Here is a 21,644-nt window from a genome sequence, read left to right on the forward strand (position 1 = left end):
ACCATTAAAAAAGAGCTGCCTGTTGCCGGCCGTATCGCAATGGACCCGGCCAGGCAGCAGGCAGATGCTCCAGAAATATTATGCCTCATCCATACAATCAGAAGTAGGATCGGGGCAAGGCACGCAGCAGATCTTGTCCCCGTCCCTACCCAGGTGATAGTACGGGATTGCATTACAGTTCACTCTTAAGCTGCCCAATTCTGCGTAGTTAGTAGTGCAAAGGCCTCCACTGCTGCCAGCTATTATGGCTCTCATTTGCTCTCTTGTGAGCATGTCTTTAACGCTCATTTTTAACGTTTTCAATTCAATCTTTTTCATTTGAAAAGGGTTTTATATCAAGAAATAAGAGACCGGAGAACAAACGGGTTCCTTTGCCGGAATGGTTCCGGCAGCTGACCTTCTCATATTAAATCCATGACGGAATTAATTAACACAATTTCGAAACAACATGGTTTTTCTGAGTGTTTTACTTTTAATTTTTATAATTTAATCTTTGGAAGAAGTTGACATACGGGCACGGGTACGTGGAATTTCACTTTTTAAATCTACTAAAACTAAGCTTATTATGCAACAACAATATTTTATCCGTCCGCTCTTTGGGTCCATAAAGGTGCAATAGCTCACCGCTCTTACTATATCTATGCCACCTGCATTACAAGCGCAGATCATTACTGAACTCAAAATAATTTTTATCTGAACATGCTATCTGCTTTCGAGCCCAATGTAAAAGCTACCATTGCATTTCTTAACCAGCTACGCGTAAGGGTAAACGCTTCCACCGTCAATGAAACCCTGCAAAATCATCCGGACTGGCCCAGCCTGCTCAGCGTCAGTGATGTGCTGCATAAATGGGGGGTGCCTAATGGCGCAGGAAAAGTAGCACCGGAAAATATGGATGAATTACCCCTTCCCTTTATTGCGGTTACCGATAACCGGGAAACGCCTCTCGCAGTTGTAACTGCCATAAATGACCACGAGGTTTCTTCACTTTACGATAGTTATAAAAAGGAAGCAACGGAGAACAGGAGTGACTTTATAAAGCGCTGGAATGGCATTTACCTTATTGCAGAACCCAGCACCCATGCAGGCGAGCCGGATTATGAAAAGATCAAACGAAAGGAAAGCGTCATTGCATTCATCCGTATTATAACGCCGGTTATGGTAGCTGTTGCGGCCACTTTCATTTTCCTGGTAAATACCAGAACAAATATCTTCCCGGCCACCGGCGCCATTTTGCAGTACTTCATTACGCTTGCGGGGCTGCTGGTAACCTCCTTGTTATTATGGTACGAAATGGATAAGAATAACCCGCTGCTGAATAAAGTATGTACCGGCATTGCCAACGGAAACTGCACAGCCGTGCTTACGCATAAAGGGGCAAAAGTTTTCAGCTGGCTTAGCTGGAGCGAGCTGGGTGTTGGCTATTATGCCGGCGCCCTGCTTTGCATGATTTTCGCCGGGGAGCATCTGCTGCCCTATCTTTCGCTTATTGCGCTGTTTAACCTGCTGGCAATGCCCTACCCTGTTTTTTCAGTTTATTACCAATGGCGGGTGATAAAGCAGTGGTGTGTACTTTGCCTTGCCGTGCAGGCGCTGCTTATTGCAGGTATTATTAATGTACTGGCTAACCACTTATATGGCTCTGCACATGAGATCAGCTTCCCGATATTCGCACAGAGCTTTTTATTATATGCCTTGCCTTTGCTTGTTTGGTTCACTATAAAGCCCTTCATTTTAAAGCTCCGGGAAGCAAAACATATGAAACGGGACTATTTACGGATAAAGTTCAATACTGAAATTTTTGCCACCCTGCTCAGGAAACAAAAGCAGGTGGCCGCTCCTGCCGGCAGCCTGGGAATTGACCTGGGCAATCCTGCAGCAAAGCACACGTTAATAAAAGTTTGTAATCCCTATTGCGGTCCCTGCGCCAAAGCGCATCCTGAGATTGAAAAGCTGCTTGAAGACGTGCCTGATCTGAAGGTCAGGATCATTTTCAATGCCACCAACAGGGAAACGGATATCCGCAGTAAACCTGCAAAACATTTGCTGGCCATTGCAGCCATGAACGATCCGGGTACCATCAGAAAGGCATTGGACGACTGGTACCTTGCTGATAAAAAAGATTACGCAGCATTTGCCGGAAAATACCCGGTGAACGGAGCCCTGCAGCAGCAGGATGAAAAGGTAGAGCACATGCGCCGCTGGTGCGATGAATCGGGCATTGAATACACACCAACCTTTTTTTTAAACGGGTACCAGCTTCCCGGAACATACAATATAACCGATCTGAAATATTTCCTCCTGGAAGAACTGTGAATTTAAATAACTGAAATTGAAGTTCCCGTTTTACAAACAATTAGACGCAATGGACTGCGGGCCTGCCTGCCTGCGCATGGTGGCAAAATATCATGGGCGTTCCATCCCGCTGGAATGGCTCCGCAATAGCTCACAATATGGCAAAACAGGCGTTTCCATGCTGGGCTTAGCGGAAGCGGCGGAAAGCATCGGCCTTAAATCCATTGGCGCCCGGCTTACGTTTGAGCAGCTTATCAATGAGGTTCCTTTGCCTGCTATCCTTCACTGGAAACAATATCATTTTGTGGTATTAACACCTGCGTCCAGTGAAAAAAAGCTGGTGGTGGCTGATCCGGCCGACGGATTACTCAAACTGAACAAACAGGATTTTCTAAAATACTGGCTCTCCGTACCGCCGGCTATGGAGGAAACGGAGCAGGCAGGTAAAGGCATGGTGCTGCTGCTGGAACCAACCCCGCATTTTGAAAACCCTGCTGTAAACGGAGATGCGCAGGTCATGCAACGGAAGATAGGGAAACGTTATTTACTCAGCTATTTAAAGGAGCACCGCGGCTCTTTTTTCCAGGTATTGCTGGGATTGTTCATCAGCAGCATGCTTCAGCTTTTATTTCCCTACCTCACGCAAAGCATTGTTGATACCGGGATCAACACCCGCGACCTCACCTTTATCCAAATCATACTTGCCGCCCAGCTCATGCTGCTGTTTTCCCAAACTATTGTGGAATTTATCAGGAGCCGGATCCTGCTGCACATCAGCACCCGCATCAATATATCACTGCTGTCAACCTTTTGGACCAAGCTGCTGAAACTGCCGCTGCGATTCTTTGACAGCAAGCATCCCGGTGATATTATGCAGCGCGTTAACGATCATCACCGCATAGAGAGCTTTTTAACCGGCACGGCTTTAAACACTTTGTTTTCCGTGATCAACCTGGTTGTATTTCTATTTGTGCTGCTTTTTTATAACACCACTATTTTTTTTATTTTTTTAACCGGCAGCCTGCTCTACCTGTTATGGATCCGTGTTTTTCTGAAATACCGCAGGCAGCTGGATTACCAGCGCTTTACCATTTCGGCAAAAGTATCAAATGCCACTATGCAGCTGGTTTACGGCATGCCTGAAATAAAGCTTAATAATGCGGAGAACACCTACCGTTGGGCATGGGAGCGCTTACAGGCCGGTTTATTCAAATTGAACTTTAAAAGCCTGTCATTGGCTCAGTACCAGCAGATGGGCGCTTTTTTTCTTAACCAGGGCAAAAATGTGCTCATCACATTTGTGGTGGCCAGCCTGGTCATAGAAGGAAAGCTAACCCTGGGTATGATGCTGGCTATTCAATATATCATAGGCCAGCTAAACAGCCCGGTTGAGCAGCTGATCGGCTTCACACAACAGGCACAGGATGCAAAGATCTCACTGGAAAGGCTCAATGATATACACGTGCTGGAAGATGAAGAACCGGCAAACAGTGATCTTAGCCATCATTTGCCGCAGGAGCATGATATCAGCCTGAAAGACCTGTCATTCACCTATCCCGGCGCAGGAAATGAGCCGGTGCTGAAAAACATTAACCTGAACATTCCGCAGGGCAAGGTCACCGCCATTGTGGGTATGAGCGGCAGCGGTAAAACAACGCTTATAAAGCTGCTGCTGCGGTTTTACGACAACTATAACGGCGATCTGTTCCTGGGCGCTGCCAGTTTCAAAAGCATCAGCCCCAAATACTGGCGCAGTGTAAGCGGCGCCGTTATGCAGGATCCGTTTATATTTAACGATACTATTCAAAAGAACATTACGGTAACAGATGATAAAGCAGATACTGAAAGATTACAGCATGCCTGCAGTGTAGCCAATATCCTGTCTTTTATTGAATCCCTGCCACTGGGTTTTAATACCAGGCTGGGCGCAGACGGCAATGCAATAAGCGGCGGGCAGAAACAGCGGCTTGCCATAGCCCGGGCAGTTTACAAAAATCCCAGGTTCCTGTTCTTTGATGAAGCTACCAATTCACTGGATGCCAATAATGAAAAGGTGATATTGGAAAACCTGCAGCAGTTCTTTAAGGGCAAAACAGTGGTGGTAGTGGCGCACCGGCTTAGCACAGTAAAAAATGCCGATAAGATCGTGGTGATGGAAAACGGGCAGATTGCAGAAGAAGGCACACATGCTGAGCTGATACTGGAAAAGGGGAAATATTTTAAACTCATACAAAATCAGCTGGAACTTGGAAACGGATAAGCATTATTCCCTGCCCGCAGATGCCGGTACATTTTCTGAAAAGGGCAATGAGCTGGAAGCGTTTATTGCAAAACGGCCTCCCCACTTTGTACGATGGGGCATGGTTTACTTTTTCATCCTGCTCATCCTCATTGCGTTTATGTGCCGGTTTATCCGCTACCCTGAGCGGGTGAAGGCCAGCGCGCGTTTAAACGCAGTGAATGCACCTATGGAAATGCTGATACCGGCCTACAATATCAGCAAAGTAAGAACCGGTCAGGAGGTGATCATAAAATTCCAGACTTACCCCTATGAGCAATTCGGGACAGTAACGGGACAAATACTATCCATTAACACTACGCTCACTGACAGCGGTTTTCTGGCAAAAGTAATGTTACCCAAAGGGCTGCATACCAGCGCCAACCGTACCCTTCCCTATCAGAATGGACTATCGGCCCAGGCTGATATTATTATAGCGCATACCACCCTCCTGGAACGGTTCTATGCTGACTTAAAGAAACAGGTTAGCCACTGATTTTTTCATACCTTAACATTTATCCTGCCGCCAGGCTAATAGAAAATAAATATTATGAAACGCGCGCTCCTTGTCCTCAACTTTTTATTGCTCATCGCTCCCCGCTCCTTTTCCCAGGATCCCTGGAAAATCACTGCAGCGCAGATCGATCCATCCAACTATTACGGCATTACCGTTGCCAATGGCATGATCGGTATTGTATCGTCGCCGGAGCCGTTTAAGGTAAAGGATGTGGTGCTGGCCGGTGCGTATGACCTGTATGGCCGCGGCCGTGTGAGCAATTTCCTTCGCAGCTTTAATTTGCTGAACATGTACCTGGAGGTGGATGGCCGCCGAATGGATACTAAAAGCATTTCCGGCTTTAAGCAGGAGCTGGATATGCGGCAGGCTGCCTTTACTACCTCTTTTGAATATGGCGATAAAGCCACCATCAGCTATACTTACTATTCATTGCGCCAGCTGCCCTACACGGTATTAATGGATGTAAGCATCACCCCTAAAAAAGACATTAGCATTACCGGCGCCAGTGTAATGGAAGCACCGGATGCATTAAAGGACGTGCAGAATTATTACAATGAAATTGATCGTCCGCATGTGGTCATTAGCCTGCTAACATCCACTGCAAAATCGCCTACCGGTAAATTGCTGATGTGTGCTTCCAATACCTTCCTGTTTAGCGAGCCGCACGGACAGGAGCCCCGTGTGATCCATGAAATGTGGGACAACAACATGCACCTGATGAAATTCTCAAAAACGCTCAAGGCCGGGCAGCCTTATCGTTTTTCCATTGCAGGTTCTTCGCTCACCTCCGCTCATCATGATGATCCCTTAAATGAAGCAGAACGCTTAACTATTTATGCAAAGCTGGAAGGGCACGACCGTTTGCTGCAACACCATCAGCAGGCCTGGGACAGCCTCTGGAAAAGCGATATTGTAATTGACGGCGATCCGCAGGCGCAGCAGGATGTGCACAGCATGATGTATCACCTCTACTCCTTTGTTCGTGCAGGCACCGCGTATTCTCCCTCGCCCATGGGATTAAGCGGCCTTGGTTACAATGGACATGTTTTCTGGGATGCTGAGCTGTGGATGTATCCTGCCTTGCTGGTACTTCATCCTGAACTGGCAAAAAGTATGATCGAATACCGTTATCAGCGGCTGGAAGCTGCTAAACGGAATGCCTTTGCAAATGGATTCAAAGGCGCTATGTATCCCTGGGAAAGTGCGGAAAGCGGTGTGGAAGAAACACCAGTGTGGGCGCTGAGCGGGCCTTTTGAACATCATATTACGGCAGATGTTGCCGCGGCAGCCTGGAATTATTATGCCGTAACACAGGATAAACAATGGCTTCGTGAAAAGGGCTACCCGATCCTGTCCGCTACAGCAGATTTTTGGGCAAGCCGCGTTGAAAGAAATGGGGCCGGCCACTATGATATAAAGAATGTGGTGGCAGCAGATGAATGGGCGGAGAATGTTGATAACAATGCGTTCACTAATGCAGCAGCAAAAGCCAATCTGCAATATGCCACACAGGCAGCAAACATCCTTGGCATTAAACCGAATGCAGATTGGATGGTGGTCGCCGGCAACATTCCCATTTTAAAAATGGATAACGGTGTTACGCAGGAACATGCCGCTTATCACGGTGAAGGCATTAAGCAGGCGGATGTGAACCTGCTTGCCTATCCTTTAGCAGAAATTACGGATCCAAAACAGGTGCAAAAAGACCTGGAGTATTATGAAACAAGAGTTCCCAATGAAGGAACGCCTGCTATGACACAAGCTGTTTTTGCTTTGTTATATGCACGTTTGGGCAATGGTGGTAAAGCTTATCACTGGTTCCAGGATGCATACCTGCAGAACTTAAATCCTCCATTCCGTGTGATCGCAGAAACAAAAGGAGGCACTAATCCCTATTTTGCAACAGGCGCCGGAGGGCTGCTGCAGGCCGTGCTCATGGGTTTTGGCGGATTAGAGATCACACCCAAAGGCATTATACAGCTCAAAACAGCCCTGCCTAGTGGCTGGAAAAAGCTAACGATCACAGGGGTGGGTGTTGAGCAAAAAACATTCAGCAGATAACCCTCTTACAGGAGATCCCGTTAAAAAAAACAGGGCTGACCTTGCGGATCAGCCCTGCGTATTTATTGATACTACACGTGATGTTACATGCGTATGATCTTGGCGCTACCTTTAGGTGCGCCGGTAGCATCGCTGGCTTTGATGATCCAGGTGCCTTGCGGCAGCTGACTGATATCAATGCTGATAAACTGACCTCCTTTTGCACCGGTAACATATTCCTTGTGTAACACAGGGGCATTACCGTTCACGCTCCAAACATCAATATAGATCTTTTCAGCAGCAGCTCCTTTTACCGCTACCTGTAAGGTGGAACCGGTAACGGGGTTAGGGTATACTGTCAGCGTCTTAACCTCAGCAGCAGGTTGCACCGCAACACTGGTAGCAGCTATTCTTGCAGCGCCACATGCGCCCAGCGGCTTCCACCACCAGTCGGCTGTTCCGGGCGTTACGTTGTACAGCGCATCAGACAGGCTTTCATACAGCGCGCCGTTATATACAACACGATCTCCTTTGCTGTAGATCTTTGGATAAGGCTCATAGGTAGCTACGCCGGCACAATTGCCGGTATTTCCGCCGCCGCCAACTACTACTGTTACTGCAGCAGATGTAGTTGCGCTGCTGGCATTATCAGTAGCTTTTGCCGTGAGCGTATAAGTACCTGCGGCCACGTTAGTCCAGGTAAAGCTGTAAGGCGCGCCGGTAGCTTCGCCCAGCTTGCTGCCGCCGTTAAAGAACTCCACTTTCGCAATAGAGCCGTCGCTGTCGGTAGCAGTAGCCTGAATGGTGATGCTGGCAGGTGCTGCAAAAGAAGCGTTATTGGCAGGGGAAGTAATGCTGACGCTGGGTGCACCGTTATTGCCGCTACCGCTACAATCACTTACATATTGCCATACTTTGCCGTCGCCAGTGTTTATATCAGGTTGCTCATTCTGTGTCCACCATTTAGCCTGGTACACTTTGCTGTTATAAACAACCTGCATACCATTGGTGTAAACAGCGGTTGCGCTCCATGCGGCAATACCGTTACAACCGTTGTTATTACCGGTACCTACCACAATGGTAACGGCAGCAGAAGTGGTTGCTGCGCCTTTGTTATCAGTAGCTTTGACAGTAAGCGTGTAGGTGCCTGCAGCAACATTGGTCCAGTTATAGCTGTAAGGCGCTGCAGTGCTTTCACCCAGCTTGGTACCGCCGTTGAAGAACTCTACTTTAGCCACAGTGCCATCGTTATCGCTTGCGCTGGCCTGTATGTTTACAGTGGCGGGAGGTGTAAAGCTGGCATTGTTTGCCGGGGAAGTAATATTCACAGTTGGTGCGTGATTACCACCATTACCGCCATTGGCAAGCACTTCATCATGAATGGCGGATAAGAGGGAGTAGGTGCCAACAGCATCCTGTGAAAGCTCCCACATCATAATACCGCCGCCCTGGGTATAGGCCAGGTCCGTTTTACTTTTAATAGTGGTAATACCATTATATCCCACACCATTGTAGGTATCGGAATAGGGGCTGGCGCCGCGTGCTATCAGCGTAGCATAGCTTTCCCAGCTGGGACGGCCATAAAAAGGCACCCCCAGTACGGCTTTGGAAGCCGGTAATCCTTTGCCTTTCCAGTATGCAAGCGACTGGGATGCATAGGTATAGGTGGAGTGATCATAATTGTTAAAATCATAAGCCATCAGGTTCAGGAAATCAACCTGCGAAAATACAGCGGGGAGAATGCTCTCACCACCGGTACCTACTACGGCAGATGTTAACAATTTACCCTGGGCATGCAAAGCAGAAGCCAGCTGTGTCATCAGGGCCACATAGTTATTAGCAGATGCGCCCTGGTCGGGGTATTCCCAATCAATATCCACCCCATCGAGGCCATATTGATTAATAAAGCTGAGGATATTGTTTACAAAAGCAGTACGGTAGCTGCTGTTACCTGCTGTTGATTCAAAACCGCCGTCGTTGCCATCGTTCCAGCCGCCTACCGCTATCAGTACCTTTACGCCGTTGGCATGGCCTAAAGAAACCAGGCTTTGAAGCTTGCCGGGATTTTCAATAGCCTGGAAACCACCAGTTGTTGTTGGCAGCAGAAAAGCATAGTTGATGTGCGTAAGCTTACTGTATTGTATAGCATTTACATCACCCGACCAGGAGGGCATGTACCCTACTACTTTAAATTGTGCAAAAGAAAATAAGGATGTGATAAGCAATACACAGGACAGGATGCCTGCTCTTATCCATAGAGTTGTTTTCATTGTATATGGTTTTTTTTAAGGAATTGGCTCTCATGCTCAATAGCTTGCGCGGATAGAATATAGGTCGTATTGTTTGCGCACGGATCCGGTGTTCACAAATGGGTGTCGTTTGTGAAGGGGTTTGGTACCATTTGAAAGGGAGGTTTTTTACACTTAATTCCCATTTTCCGGGAAAGTCGTACTTTTAATGCAGTATGCGAAAGCATGTTATTAATAAACCCCTTTATTGCCCCACCTGCCACTATAGATTTAAAGGCGACTTTTGTTATCACTGTGGAGAAAAGGCAGTGGACCTCAATGAGCATGCCGTCAAAAAATATTTGACGGATGCACTGGACGCCTTTACCCATTTTGATGGGAAGTTCTTTAAAACGGTAAAATATCTTTTAGCCTATCCCGGTAAGCTGACCGTAGAATATTTTGCAGGCCGGCGGGTTAAATTGATGAAACCACTGCAGTTATACCTGGTAATTGCACTCTTGTATTTTATCTTCCTGAAGTCATTCGATCTTTTTTATAATCATCTGGAGTATGTTATAACACAGCAAGACTTTTTCTCCCGGAAAGCAAAGGAATTAGCAATAAGCAAGGCAGCTGTGAAAGGGAAGTCATTAGAGACATTTATACATGATTTTAATTACACGGCGCAAGACAATGCAAAAGCTTTTGTTTTTATGTTAATCCCTGTGCTGGCATTAATCTTATTCGTCCTCTTTTATAGAAATTACAAAAAGTATGTGCCCCACTTAATATTTGCTACACATTATTTTGCCTTTTACCTCATTTCCTGGTTCTTTTACATCCGGTTCTTTGCAGAACCGCTAATGAATCATCAGCAGGGCTGGTTTTACCAGCACAGGGAATGGTTATGGGGTTTGCTCATTGTAATGAATACAGTATACCTGGTGCTTGCCCTTCATCGTGTTTACGCAAATAACTGGGCCTGGACTATTTTAAAAGGCCTTATAATAAGCCAGCTGCTGATCTATACCGGCACAGTATATAAGCTGGTTATTACCTTTTTCACACTATGGACCATGTAAAGACCGATACAGATCTACCGGCAAAAAACAGGCTGTATCGGATGCTGCAGTTACCTGAAAATAAGAGGATACTGCAGTTGCGCTGCCTCCATTAATTCATGATCAATAGGAAATCTTCTGACCCTGCCAACCGGTACTGCGCAGAAATTGTTCCCAGTTAAGGCTATGTGGATCTGTTTTACGGCTCCATAGCAGATCACGGTCTTTGCTGAAATAACCATAGTCAACTGCATATTCTACCATCCCCAATATCTCATTCACTAAAAGTTCGTTTGTGCTAAATTCCGGGAAATGATGAAGCAGCTCCTCCCTTGTGAATGCGGAACTGTACACCGCCTTCCTGCCTGTGACACGGACAAAAGTATCTACCATTTCCTGCGGTGAAATAATATCGCCGATCACGGGCAAAGCCTTACCTGCATATTGACCTGGATCTGAAAAAATTTCCAAAATAGCCGGCCCTGTTGCAGTAAGGGGATCAACAAACGGCGCACGGAAATCCCTGGGTAAATAAATTGGAAATATAAGCGTATCGCCCTCCGCACGGGGAGGATAAAACTCCATAAGATTGGTGTAAAAAAAGGCCATATAAATAAACGAGCTTGCGATTGGAAGCGTGCGGATATATTCTTCCACCCTGGCCTTGTCCGTAAAATGAGGAGCAAACTTTTTTCCCGCTGTAATTTTATCTACATTTTCCAGACTGCTGAAAATAAGGTGCTGAACCCCTGCTTCAACCGCTGCGTCCGCCAACTGTTTACCCAACTCCATTTCGTGCGTTTGCGGAGGTACAATACCTGGCGTCATCATAAAAACACCGTCCGAGCCCCGGAACGCTTTCACGAAATCTTTTTTGTATCCCAGATCCAGTGGTAAGCTCACCAGCTCAGCTCCCTGTTCGATCAAACTAAGCGCCAATGGTGAATCGGTGCGGCGGGTGATGCCCCGTACCCGGTAACGGCCGCTCTGTAATAAAGTATGCGCAGCACTGCGCCCCTGCTTGCCTAAAACGCCGGTGATGGTTATGAGTGGCTTATCTTTTTGTTTCATTGCCTTAAATGTTTTTGAACTATAAAAATTATAGTTGCAAAACTATTTTTAGTGGGCTACATTTGCAATAACTATCCAAACCGATAGGTTAAAAATTGCAGTATGAAAACAGAATGTATTGGCGATTATGTAAAGCTGAAAGGGAAAATTTATCCCTGTACAGTTAGCCTTACGATGGATCTGGTGGGTGGAAAATGGAAAGCGATCATTCTTTACCATTTAAAAGACGAAGCAAAAAGATATAACGAACTCCGCAAAGAAATGCCGTCTGTTACTGAAATGACGCTGAGCCTGCAGTTAAAGCAATTGGAGAAAGACGGTTTGGTGTCAAGAAAAGTTTATGGGAAGAAACCACCTATCAAAGTCATCTATGGCTTAACTGATTTTGGCAAAACTTTCGTACCGGTTCTGGAAGCGATCACCGCGTGGGGCAACCAGGTTGTAAGGGAGAAAGGTGAGTTTGTTTCTGTTGGACAGCAATAAGTGGATCAATTGTTAGCGCAAAAAGGGTTTCAGTTTGTTCAAACTGAAACCCTTTAAATTTATAAAGCTTAAGGCTACAATACCATCTTTTCCGAACTATCCAGCGTAGTATCTTTAATCCCTTTACTCCGGTAAATATTAAATTGCTGCACCTCCTTTAAACTGATAAGCGCTGCTGCCGGCATCTTTTGCGCATCAACCTGATACATGGATACATCTGCTACATGATCCAGCATAAAAGCCGGGCGCAGCTCGTCTTTCATGAAGCTCACCTTTACATCATGTACGCTTAGTCCTTTTACATGACGGAAAAAAAAGCCGTAAGCCGGCATCAGGCCAAAGCGATAAGGCTCCGGATAATCTTTTTCAAATTCAGGCACTTCCCGGCCGGCCATTTCCTGTGTACCACCGCCTTTATAATAGATGCTGATATTGCTCATTTGCAGGTCTTCAATGGCATGCCCCGGAATGCCGCTGATAATGGAGCCATAACGGGCATCTGCATTGTACACTACTATATTGCTAAGGATGATGCGGCGGCAGGCCCCCACTGCAAGGGTATCCGGGCCGCGCATTCTTGCACCCAGGCGAATAAAGATGGGCGCATTTACAATATCCCGCATGGTGATGTTGGTGATCGTTACATCTTCCAGCAAGCCACCATCCACTGTTTCCAGCGCAAGCCCGCGGGAATAATCAAAAATGCAGTTGGAGATGGTTACATTCTTAAATCCCCCGTTTGATTCTGTTCCCATTTTTATGCGGCCGGTGGTCGTGTTATCCGAATACTTTTTATACTCCCTTTTAAAAGTGCCATCCAGCAGCGTGCCTTCATCATACCCGCTTACCTGGCAATTGGTAATGGTTACGTTTTCCGTAGCCTTTGCATAGCCCAGCGCAAAAGAGCTTTTCAAACAAATGCCATCATCAAAAGGAGAGTTTACCGTACAATCGGAGATGCGTACATTCTTGCAGCAGTCTATATCAAATCCATCCCGGTCGGTATCTACTTTCAGGCCGCGTATGTTCAGGTTATCCACGCCGGTGGCCAGCAAGGCAAAATGCCCGCCATGCAGTATTGAAACATCGTTGATGGTTACATTATAGCACTGTTTCAGCGCTATGGCCTTATTGCCGCCGCCAGGAGGCTGGTTGGTACTGCGGGTAAGCCCTTTGCCCCAGATCATGCCGGTGCCCAGTATAGCAATATCATGCAGCCCTTCACCATAGATCAGGCTATTTTGCCAGTGACTATGGCCAAAATCCTGGTACGCATCATGGGGGTTGGGTTCCGGTGCATCATAACCAACACCGTTCACCTCTTTTGCGGCCAGTATAGTAGCGCCATGATCAATAAACAGCGCCACATTGCTTTTTAAGCGGATGGTATAGGTAAGATAATTACCGGCAGGGAAATAAACGGTTCCCCCGGTAACAGCCGCCGCTGTTATGGCGTTATTAATAGCTGCTCCATCCAGCGTATAGCCGTCGCCTTTAGCCCCGAACTCACGCACATTATATACGCTCTTTCCCGGTGAGGAAGTAACGAGCATAGCTATATATCCACCACCTGGCGCCAGTTCCAGGGAGACCACATCTTTCTGTGTATAGGAAGCTTCTTCCATTTTCACCGCTGCTGCGCTATCCGGGCTGTCCTTTACAACAGTGGCCCTGTAATTTCCCGCCTGCAGGAAAGAGAGGGGGATGCTGATCTTCTGAGGCTGCGCGCCATTCATAACGGCCAGGAACCAGGTATTGCCTTTACGCCGTGCAAATACTGCCAGCCGGCCTATTTCAGATGGTGGCAATACAATGGTTTCATCCCAGGTGGCAGGGATCATCCGGATCACAGTATTTGCAGGGTTATCCAGCAAATGCTGCGGCAGGGCTGCATAAGTGAGCAGCGGCGCGCTCAGGATAGCTGCACTTGCTATTTGATGCGCCCAGGTGGTGTTCTTTCTTTTTTCACCAAAATGTACCACCGTATACTCTGCAGGGCCGGCCAGGAAGCGCGTGAAAGGGATCGTGGTTTCATGCACGGCTCTATCTGCCAGCTTGCTGGCTTCCATTCCTTTTACTGCTTCCCGCGTTAATTCATTCGGCCAGGTGCGCGACAGGCCTGTGGGTTTATTGGCGCCATGAAAATCCACCAGCAGGTGATTCATTGCCGTTTCCTGCAGGATAGCCGTATACAGGTCTATTACCTCTTTTGCCTCACTGTCAAAGAAATCGATCTTCACGCCTGTTATACCCAGTTCATGACAGCGTTTGAAAAAAGCCTGCCGTATTGTTTTATCCCGCAGCTCTTTTGAATGCTTCCACAGCCAGATGCCTACCTGGTGGCTTTTGCCATCATTTACCACATCCCGGATCTGCTCATCGCTCCATTGCCGCCAAAAGCCTTCCAGGATATTATGTTCAAATCCCAGCTCAGCTGCCTTGGCAGAAAATTGTTTCATGACCTCCGGCGTACCTTCTCCGCCGCCATCCAGGTATTTCCATACTGCGCGGCCCGGCCTGATCCAGTCTGTTTGAATGCCCTGGGGGAACAGCTTTGGGTCAGGGGGTGGACAAAGATTATGCACCATATCATTGTTCACCATTGCATTCAGATCCTCACCGATCATCACTACCCGCCAGGGCGTAGTAATAGTGCCACTGATGGCGGCCGGTGTAAGGGAGCGCTTCACATCTTCTTCACTATAGCGCAGCTTATAGGGATATGAAACCGGCTGCCGGTGCGCTAAACGCAGCACCAGTCCCTGTTTGCCATTTGCTTCCAGCGCCATACCGCTATAGTTCACCAGGTTAGCTTCCGTAATAGCAGCATACATGCCTTGCGGCAATTTGAAAGTGGCAGGCGGCGCTACCCACTCCCCTGCCTGTAAAGCATTAATGGTCTTTTTAGTATACACACTTTCATAATGCATGTTCAGGTCATGGTACCAGATCTCGCTGCCGGTTGGAATATTGAATACCGTGCTTTCGTCCGGAACACGCGCCGCAGTTTCAGCGCCGGGCACCACGGTCCGGAAAGCAATACCGTCATTAAATACCCTTACATCCAGCATATAATCTGTAGTGGCCTGCTGCAGCGCAATAGTGGCGCCCTTACAGTTATTAACAGCCACCGCATGTACGCCTGACCAGGGATAACGTTCATTGATCGTATACGGTTTGACTGCACCCGTTTTTACATTCTCTGTCAACACCCGGTTATCAATTGATAAGATCATCGGAGATGCATCAATAACCGGAACATCCCTGGAAGTAACTGCATAATATAACTGGTGATTATTGATAAAGAGCTTAAACCTGGTTTTTCCGTCCGGACTGGTCACCGCTGTTGTATCAGCTGCAAAAGCTTTTGATACAAACAGCAGTGCACAAAGAAGCGTTCCTATTTTCATTATACTTTTTTTGTCGTTAGCCATGTAATCCCTCTACCGTAATAATGCGGCTGCACACCACAGCAGTGGTGCCTGCCCGTGCATATCGCCGGTAATGCGTTTGCGGTCCAGGTAATACTGCCGGTCGTTCTTTTTGTTGGTGCCTTCACATACTTCCCGTACGTCCCCATTGTCATCAATATAGGTAACCAATGCCAGCCAGGCCTTACGTGCAGCAGGCCCGTAGGTCTTTGCATCCAGCCATCCCTGCTTAACTCCTGTGATCATGGCAAAGGTGAACATACCGGTACCGGATGTTTCGGCCCATGAAGCCGGATCATCTATCAATTGCCGCCACATACCATCTGCTGCCTGGTACTTTAATAAGGAAGCCATCATCTTTTTGTATCCCTGCATAATACGGGGCCGGTCCGGGTTATCTTTCGGCAATGAGCGTAATAATTCGCTCATACCGGCAGCCATCCAGCCATTACCTCTGCCCCAGAAAAAAGGAACATCGGGTGCATGATAAAAGAGCCCGTTGGGTTGCTGCAATGAATCCAGGTACACCACCATTTCCTTAGCGGCGCGGTCTATGTACATCTTATTCCCTGTAGCGCGGTAGGCCTGCGCCTGTACTGCTGTGATCATGAACATATCATCAATCCACATACGGGTTTGCCAGGTAAGTCCCTCCTTCGCATAAACAGCGGATTCAGGTTTCACATGCGGACCTTCCGGTGTGCCCCATTGTTTGTCCGCTATCTTTTTTCCCAGGGCCAGGTAACGGGAATCTTTCTGTTGCCGGTACAGCTCTAAAGGCACTGCCCCAAATACGCTATGATCCACATGATCCGGCTTGGGCACTAAGCCCGTATCTGCTCCAAAAAGCGGTTCAAAACGTTTGGCCAGGTCATTTGCCATTGCTTTATCCTTGCTTTCCTTTGCAAATGCCAACGCGCCATACCATGCACACACCTCCGGGTATGTGATAACAGAAGGTGGTGTGGGCCGGCCAAAGTTGGGATGCGGAGAGGCAAGAAAACGGGCAGCTACCCGTTTTCCTACTTCCTCCGGTGAGCTGCCTTTTGGGAACTGCCTCAGATCACCGGATTGTGAATAAGCGATACTACAATGGATAAAGGCCGTAATAACTACGAGCATGGTTACACGCGTTCTTTTCATATTTTTCTGTTTAGAAGTTACCAAAGTGGGTTTTGTGGATATGGAGTGCCGGTGGTAGTTGCATCTATCTGCGCCTGCGGAATAGGGCGGAGCTTATGCTTTTCCTGTACATTCTTCTGTGCATCCGTATTGTGCAACCTTAGCCGTTTCAATAACTGACCGGTCCTTACCAGGTCCTGCCATCTTGTTAATTCACCGCATAGCTCCCGCGCACGTTCGTCCAGAATAAAATCGATCGAAAGATCCGCTGCGGTTATTTCCATGGCTGACGGATTGCCGGTGGGATACGCCGCTCTTCTGCGAACAGCATTTACAAAAGGAACCGCATCTGCGGGCCTTCCATCCATGATGGCTGCTTCTGCGGCTATCAGATAGGTATCTGCCAAGCGGTAAACGATAATGGGTCTGATGGAAGGCGCATTCATGTCTGAACGTTTGGTATCAAAATATTTTATCAGCGTGGGTGCTAAAGTAGGCGCGTATTTGCTGGGTGGAATAACCTGGTAGGGTGTGGCCTTTACCTGTGCATCAGGCATTTCATAACCGGGCATAAATATAGCAGTATCCCCTATCCCGAACTTAGGTTTTCCCGGCTGTGCATTTGCCGGCGCGCCCGGTGGTAAAGGGTCTGGCCAGTTGGGAATTAATTTCAGCGCGTTACAGATCCAGGCCACCTGGAAACTTTTTACATACCGTGTATCATTCACTCTTTCTGCAAATACTGTATCTGTGAGCCAATGGGTAGGAATAACCCGTATGTAAGGACGGCCATAAAGAAGGCTCCGCTGCATGCCCGGCTGGTTTTCATATTGCGGCGCCCATAAATGGCATAACAGGTTATCTGCATCCCGGTTATCCTGTTTTGGAGAACCGTTGTAGGCCAGGTTGGAGGTATGCTGTATAGACCATAAAACTTCCGCATTCGCCTCATTTCCTTCTGCAAATACTTTTCCGAAGTCCTGCAGCAATCCAAGTCCTATTGAGGCGCTGTTACTGATCAGTGTTGATGCTGTTGTGTAGGCATTTTTATAATCATCCGCTTTCTTAGCAGATGATCCGGCTCTTGTAAGGTATACCTTCGCCAATAGATGCTGTGCGGCAGCAGCCGTGGCCCTGCCTGGCTGCACACCGGCAGAGAGCGGGCCCGGAGGCAGGCTGGCAATAGCGGCGGTGAGATCTTCAATAATAAAATCATACACTTCGGCCATTGGAGCGCGGGTAGCCGATGTGGTAGGCGTACTCTGGAAATTCTTATTCAGCGTAACATCACCCCAGAACTGTACCAGGATAAAATAATAATTCGCCCGCAGGAATCTCGCTTCCCCTACCATCCGCTTTTTAAGGGCTTCGTCCATGCCGGCTATATTTGGTGCATTATCCACCAGGCCATTGCAGGTATTAATGTAGGTATAGCAGTATTTCCAGACGTTCGTTACATTCCCGTTTGACGGTGTATAATTGCTGGAATAAGAATTCAGGTCGGCATTGCCGTCCACGCCTCTCTGGAATTCATCTGTTCCCGCTACCGACAGGGTATAGTAGTCCTGTGGTCCCCAGATCCAGCGGTTACCTGCATAAGCGGCGTTCAAGCCGGCATCAAAGCCTTGTGGGGTAGTAAAAAAATCAGGTGTAAGAATGGAGTGCGGCTCTTCTACCAGCTTTTTCTTACAACCGGATAACAGTCCTGTTACAAACAGGAAAGCGATAATATATATACCAATTTTTTTCATAACTGATGTTTTTGATTGTCGTATACGCCTTTCCGTTATAAAGACACATTAATACCAAAGATCATAGACCAGGTACCCGGCGTATCCACGTTCAATGCACCCTGGTTACCGGTACCGGAGCCTGATCCCATAGCGGTTTCAGGATCTATGCCCTTGTATTTATTCCTGTACGGAGAGAAGAGAATAAATGGATTCTGTGCGGTGGCATAGATCCGCATAGAGCCAACGCCTATACGCTTTACCGTGGCCGGTGGCAGGGTATAGCCCATGCTTATTGTCCGGATCTTCAGGAAGCTGCCATCATAATAGCTTAGCAGTGAGCTGTTCGGCGTATTGGTATTGGCATGATTGGGTTTCGGATAAAAATTCTCGCCGCTGCCGGGTGTCCAGTAATCCACATTCAGGTTATTATAATTACTCTGGTAGGTATTGATAAAGCTACCACTCTGGTGCATTTTACTCACGATCATTCCGCCCACTCTTACAAATGCTACCACGGTCAGGTCAAATCCCTTAAAAGTAAACCGGTTGGTAATGCCTCCTTCCCATTTCGGCTGGTTGGATCCAATGATCACCCGGTCATCTGCATTAAGCACAGAATCGCCGTTTGTGTCTGCATACCTGATCTGGCCTATAACAGAGCCCGAACCGGTTACGGTTTGTCCATATCTTTTGGCCAGCAGGGAATCTCCTTTTGTATTTTGCCAGATGCCCTGTTTTTTGTAATCAAAGATGACGCCTATGGGCGAGCCTACGAACCAGTTGTTAGTGATATCCTTTGTAACGCCATTTGCCAGCTGCGTTATTTTGCCGCGGTTAATAAATACATTCAGGTCTGTTGTCCAGCCAAATCCATTGCCTGCCTGCTGTATATTCACGGTACTGAGATGCAGCTCTATTCCCTTGTTGGATGTTTTGCCCACGTTGGTGAGAATTGCATTGGGAATACCTGAAGTAGGCGGTAAGGTTTGCGGCAATAACAAAGACCGTGTTTGCTGTTCATAAACATCAACGGAACCTGTTACCCGGTTATCCCAAAGACCAAAATCAATCCCTGCATTCAGGGTTGATGTGTACTCCCAGGTAAGCGCCGGGTTGGCCACATTGGTGGGGTATGCGCCTGTAACATTTGAAGATCCATAGTTATAGGTAATGGGAGATAAAGCGCCCAGTGTCTGGTAAGGAGAGATGGCCGTATTACCCACGGAACCATATCCTACCCTTAATTTCAGGTTGGAGAGGGCATGCGCATCTGCCAGGAAAGGTTCTTTAAATACATTCCAGGCTGCAGCCACAGAGGGAAATACATGGTATTTATTTCCCGGGGCTAAACGGGATGACCCATCTGCACGCAGGGTAAGTGTCAATAAATATTTTTCATTATAACCATAGTTCAGCCTTGCCATATAGGAAAGGATATCCCATTTTTCATACTTGCCCTTCCCGCTAAGGTTTGCTGAATACTGCGGATTATAATACTGCAGAAAGTCGGCCAGGATAGTATTATTATTAAACTCGTTGGATTGCAGGGCAGATTCCTGCAAGCTGTATAACCCGGTGAAGTTGATCTTATGTTTTTCGGCAATGGTGGCATCATAGATCAGCAGGTTTTCCAGCGTGTAGTCGAGTGTCATCTTGGTTTGGTTGCTGGAGGTAGATAAAGTACCCTGGTTGTAAGTTGTTTTGCTCGCGTAGAAATTACCATATACATCATTTCTTATTTCTGCACCTGCATTGAACCGGTATTTCAGCCCTTTAGCCAGGTTCACCTCTGCATATAAAGTGGTAAAGGTGCCAAATCTTTTACGCGTTTCCGCTACTGCACCCGGCAGGTCATTCGCCAATGGATTCCATACCTGGCTGGCAGTACCCGGTACATAAGCATTCATTAATACGCCGGCGCTATCATAGGGCGATACCAGCGGATTGGCGCGCAGTACCTGGCCCATGGGGTTTGCATTTTCCCCGTTCGTAATAGAATAAGTGTTCAGTGTATTAAGGCCTATTTTTACTGATTTGCCAAGCAGCTGATCTACGCTGGCTTTCACTGAATATCTTTCAAACGACTGCCCGGTATAAATACCGGTTTCCCTGTAGTAGCCGCCGGATAAGGCGTATTGCGTAGTTTCAGATCCACCGGTAACACCCAGCTGGTGGTTGGTGGTCATACCGGTTTTATAGATCAGCTTTTGCCAGTTGGTGCTGCGTCCCATTTTAATGCCTTCCACTTCCTCCTGGCTAAAGCTGCCGTTGGTATAAAAGGAAGGATCATCCAGGCCTGTATATTTACCCGGCGTTTCATTAATAAGCGCCCATTTTTTGAAGTTGGTGAAGGTGGGCCCATCCATCACATCATATTCACCCATATTTTTCACGAACCCGGCATAAGCGCTGTAAGTGATCACCGGCTTACCTATTTTACCCCTGCGGGTAGTTACCAGTATAACCCCATTGGCGCCTCTTGAACCATAAATAGCCGTAGCAGAAGCATCTTTCAATACTTCTACTGACACTACATCATCCGGGTTCAGGTCATTAATATCTCCGTTAAAAGGAATACCATCCACAATAAACAGCGGATCATTATCTGCATTGATAGAGCGGGTTCCCCTGATCAATATCTTAGGCTTTGCGCCCGGCTTACTGTTACCGCCATTCTTTTGTACATCAATACCCGCGCCCTGCCCCTGCAACGCCTGGCTTAAATTGGCCACCGGCACATTTCTGAGTGCAGTTTCCTTTATAGAAACAATAGAGCCGGTTACATCGGTTTTCTTTTGGGTACCATATCCTATCACTACTACTTCATTCAGACTTTTGTTATCTACTTTCAGTGGAATGGTTAGTCCGGTCTGGTTTTCAGTGCCGATCACGATCTCTTTACGGAGATAGCCCGTAAAAGATATGCTGAGCGTACCCCCCGGAGGAGCACTGATCTTAAACTGGCCGTCGGCAGATGCCACCGTTCCATTTGTTGCCCCTTTCACCCTGACTATTGCTCCCGGAAGCGGCTCTCCCTGCTCACCTGTAACAGTACCGCTTACAGACACCGGCACACTGTTGTTTCCAGGTTGCTGGGCATATAAAGTGCCTGACAGGAAAATTAAGCAGCACCCTATAGTAATGGCACACACCCTCTCCCTTCTACAGACATTGTGCGTGATAGCACGGATCAGATCTTTCATAACGTAATTAAATTTTAGGTGGAAAAGAGATTATACTGATGGAACTTTTGGACAAACGTTCACCAGCATTTACAATACCAGGCGAAGAAGCATTTTGATTGTCAGATTTAATGCAAACGATTGCATATAATGACAAAAAAAATCCCCGTCCCATTTGTTTGTAAATGAGCATTAGAGTT

General features: G+C 47.3%; 13 protein-coding genes. 6 read left to right on the top strand and 7 right to left on the bottom strand.

Annotated features, from left to right (window positions below; all coding sequences use genetic code 11):
* Nucleotides 1–78 precede the first annotated feature (78 nt).
* Nucleotides 79–288: a hypothetical protein gene (locus BMZ54_RS32670; protein ID WP_143080869.1), complete on the bottom strand. Its 210-nt coding sequence runs from the start codon at nucleotides 286–288 to the stop codon at nucleotides 79–81.
* Between the two features lie 411 nt (nucleotides 289–699).
* Between BMZ54_RS32670 and BMZ54_RS00670 the strand changes: the two genes are divergently transcribed.
* From BMZ54_RS00670 to BMZ54_RS00685, 4 genes are read left to right on the top strand one after another with little or no spacing between them, the layout of a single operon-like run.
* Nucleotides 700–2,316 carry a vitamin K epoxide reductase family protein gene (locus BMZ54_RS00670; protein ID WP_089906237.1) on the top strand — a complete coding sequence of 539 codons (1,617 nt, stop codon included), beginning with the start codon at nucleotides 700–702 and terminating at the stop codon, nucleotides 2,314–2,316.
* A gap of 16 nt (nucleotides 2,317–2,332) precedes the next feature.
* On the top strand, nucleotides 2,333–4,555 hold the full coding sequence (locus tag BMZ54_RS00675; RefSeq protein ID WP_238386443.1) for a peptidase domain-containing ABC transporter: 2,223 nt from the start codon (nucleotides 2,333–2,335) through the stop codon (nucleotides 4,553–4,555).
* The gene (locus BMZ54_RS00680) at nucleotides 4,542–5,069 is read left to right on the top strand and encodes a beta-barrel domain-containing protein (protein ID WP_089906239.1); all 528 of its coding nucleotides are present in this window, start codon (nucleotides 4,542–4,544) and stop codon (nucleotides 5,067–5,069) included. The genes BMZ54_RS00675 and BMZ54_RS00680 overlap by 14 nt, the downstream gene beginning before the upstream one ends.
* Before the next feature lie 54 nt (nucleotides 5,070–5,123).
* On the top strand, nucleotides 5,124–7,151 hold the full coding sequence (locus tag BMZ54_RS00685) for a kojibiose hydrolase (protein ID WP_238386444.1): 2,028 nt from the start codon (nucleotides 5,124–5,126) through the stop codon (nucleotides 7,149–7,151).
* Nucleotides 7,152–7,234: 83 nt separating this feature from the next.
* Here the strand turns inward: BMZ54_RS00685 and BMZ54_RS00690 are convergent, their stop codons facing one another.
* On the bottom strand, nucleotides 7,235–9,400 hold the full coding sequence (locus BMZ54_RS00690) for a glycosyl hydrolase family 18 protein (protein WP_089906240.1): 2,166 nt from the start codon (nucleotides 9,398–9,400) through the stop codon (nucleotides 7,235–7,237).
* A gap of 194 nt (nucleotides 9,401–9,594) precedes the next feature.
* On the opposite strand from BMZ54_RS00690, the gene BMZ54_RS00695 reads away from it, so the two are divergent.
* Nucleotides 9,595–10,443, top strand: coding sequence for a DUF3667 domain-containing protein (locus BMZ54_RS00695; protein ID WP_089906241.1), 849 nt, complete (start codon nucleotides 9,595–9,597; stop codon nucleotides 10,441–10,443).
* Nucleotides 10,444–10,545: 102 nt separating this feature from the next.
* On the opposite strand, the gene BMZ54_RS00700 is transcribed toward BMZ54_RS00695, so the two are convergent.
* A complete protein-coding gene (locus tag BMZ54_RS00700; RefSeq protein WP_089906242.1) occupies nucleotides 10,546–11,493 on the bottom strand; it encodes an NmrA/HSCARG family protein in 948 nt (315 codons plus the stop codon).
* A gap of 102 nt (nucleotides 11,494–11,595) precedes the next feature.
* Here BMZ54_RS00700 and BMZ54_RS00705 point away from each other — a divergent pair, with 102 nt between their 5' ends.
* Nucleotides 11,596–11,976 (top strand): winged helix-turn-helix transcriptional regulator, encoded by a 381-nt coding sequence (locus BMZ54_RS00705; protein ID WP_089906243.1) that lies wholly within the window; start codon nucleotides 11,596–11,598, stop codon nucleotides 11,974–11,976.
* A gap of 74 nt (nucleotides 11,977–12,050) precedes the next feature.
* On the opposite strand, the gene BMZ54_RS33285 is transcribed toward BMZ54_RS00705, so the two are convergent.
* The 4 genes from BMZ54_RS33285 to BMZ54_RS00730 are packed head-to-tail and all read right to left on the bottom strand — an operon-like array spanning nucleotide 12,051 to nucleotide 21,465.
* Complete coding sequence (locus BMZ54_RS33285; protein WP_238386445.1) at nucleotides 12,051–15,386, bottom strand: rhamnogalacturonidase; 3,336 nt, start codon at nucleotides 15,384–15,386, stop codon at nucleotides 12,051–12,053.
* Nucleotides 15,387–15,419: 33 nt separating this feature from the next.
* Entirely contained in the window at nucleotides 15,420–16,550 is a 1,131-nt protein-coding gene (locus tag BMZ54_RS00720; protein ID WP_089908153.1) for a glycoside hydrolase family 88/105 protein, read from the bottom strand.
* A 17-nt stretch (nucleotides 16,551–16,567) separates the two neighbouring features.
* Entirely contained in the window at nucleotides 16,568–18,280 is a 1,713-nt protein-coding gene (locus tag BMZ54_RS00725; RefSeq protein ID WP_089906244.1) for a RagB/SusD family nutrient uptake outer membrane protein, read from the bottom strand.
* A gap of 35 nt (nucleotides 18,281–18,315) precedes the next feature.
* The gene (locus tag BMZ54_RS00730) at nucleotides 18,316–21,465 is read right to left on the bottom strand and encodes a SusC/RagA family TonB-linked outer membrane protein (protein WP_089906245.1); all 3,150 of its coding nucleotides are present in this window, start codon (nucleotides 21,463–21,465) and stop codon (nucleotides 18,316–18,318) included.
* Nucleotides 21,466–21,644 lie beyond the last annotated feature (179 nt).

Origin of the sequence: Chitinophaga rupis (genome assembly GCF_900109685.1) — a bacterium.
GTDB lineage: Bacteria > Bacteroidota > Bacteroidia > Chitinophagales > Chitinophagaceae > Chitinophaga > Chitinophaga rupis.

Bases quoted from the DNA above. Each gene is read 5' to 3' on its own strand.
- BMZ54_RS32670 (WP_143080869.1), bottom strand. From the start codon at position 288: ATGAGCGTTAAAGACATGCTCACAAGAGAGCAAATGAGAGCCATAATA.
- BMZ54_RS00670 (WP_089906237.1), top strand. From the start codon at position 700: ATGCTATCTGCTTTCGAGCCCAATGTAAAAGCTACCATTGCATTTCTT.
- BMZ54_RS00685 (WP_238386444.1), top strand. From the start codon at position 5,124: ATGAAACGCGCGCTCCTTGTCCTCAACTTTTTATTGCTCATCGCTCCC.
- BMZ54_RS00690 (WP_089906240.1), bottom strand. From the start codon at position 9,400: ATGAAAACAACTCTATGGATAAGAGCAGGCATCCTGTCCTGTGTATTG.
- BMZ54_RS00695 (WP_089906241.1), top strand. From the start codon at position 9,595: ATGCGAAAGCATGTTATTAATAAACCCCTTTATTGCCCCACCTGCCAC.
- BMZ54_RS00700 (WP_089906242.1), bottom strand. From the start codon at position 11,493: ATGAAACAAAAAGATAAGCCACTCATAACCATCACCGGCGTTTTAGGC.
- BMZ54_RS00705 (WP_089906243.1), top strand. From the start codon at position 11,596: ATGAAAACAGAATGTATTGGCGATTATGTAAAGCTGAAAGGGAAAATT.
- BMZ54_RS33285 (WP_238386445.1), bottom strand. From the start codon at position 15,386: ATGAAAATAGGAACGCTTCTTTGTGCACTGCTGTTTGTATCAAAAGCT.
- BMZ54_RS00720 (WP_089908153.1), bottom strand. From the start codon at position 16,550: ATGAAAAGAACGCGTGTAACCATGCTCGTAGTTATTACGGCCTTTATC.
- BMZ54_RS00725 (WP_089906244.1), bottom strand. From the start codon at position 18,280: ATGAAAAAAATTGGTATATATATTATCGCTTTCCTGTTTGTAACAGGA.
- BMZ54_RS00730 (WP_089906245.1), bottom strand. From the start codon at position 21,465: ATGAAAGATCTGATCCGTGCTATCACGCACAATGTCTGTAGAAGGGAG.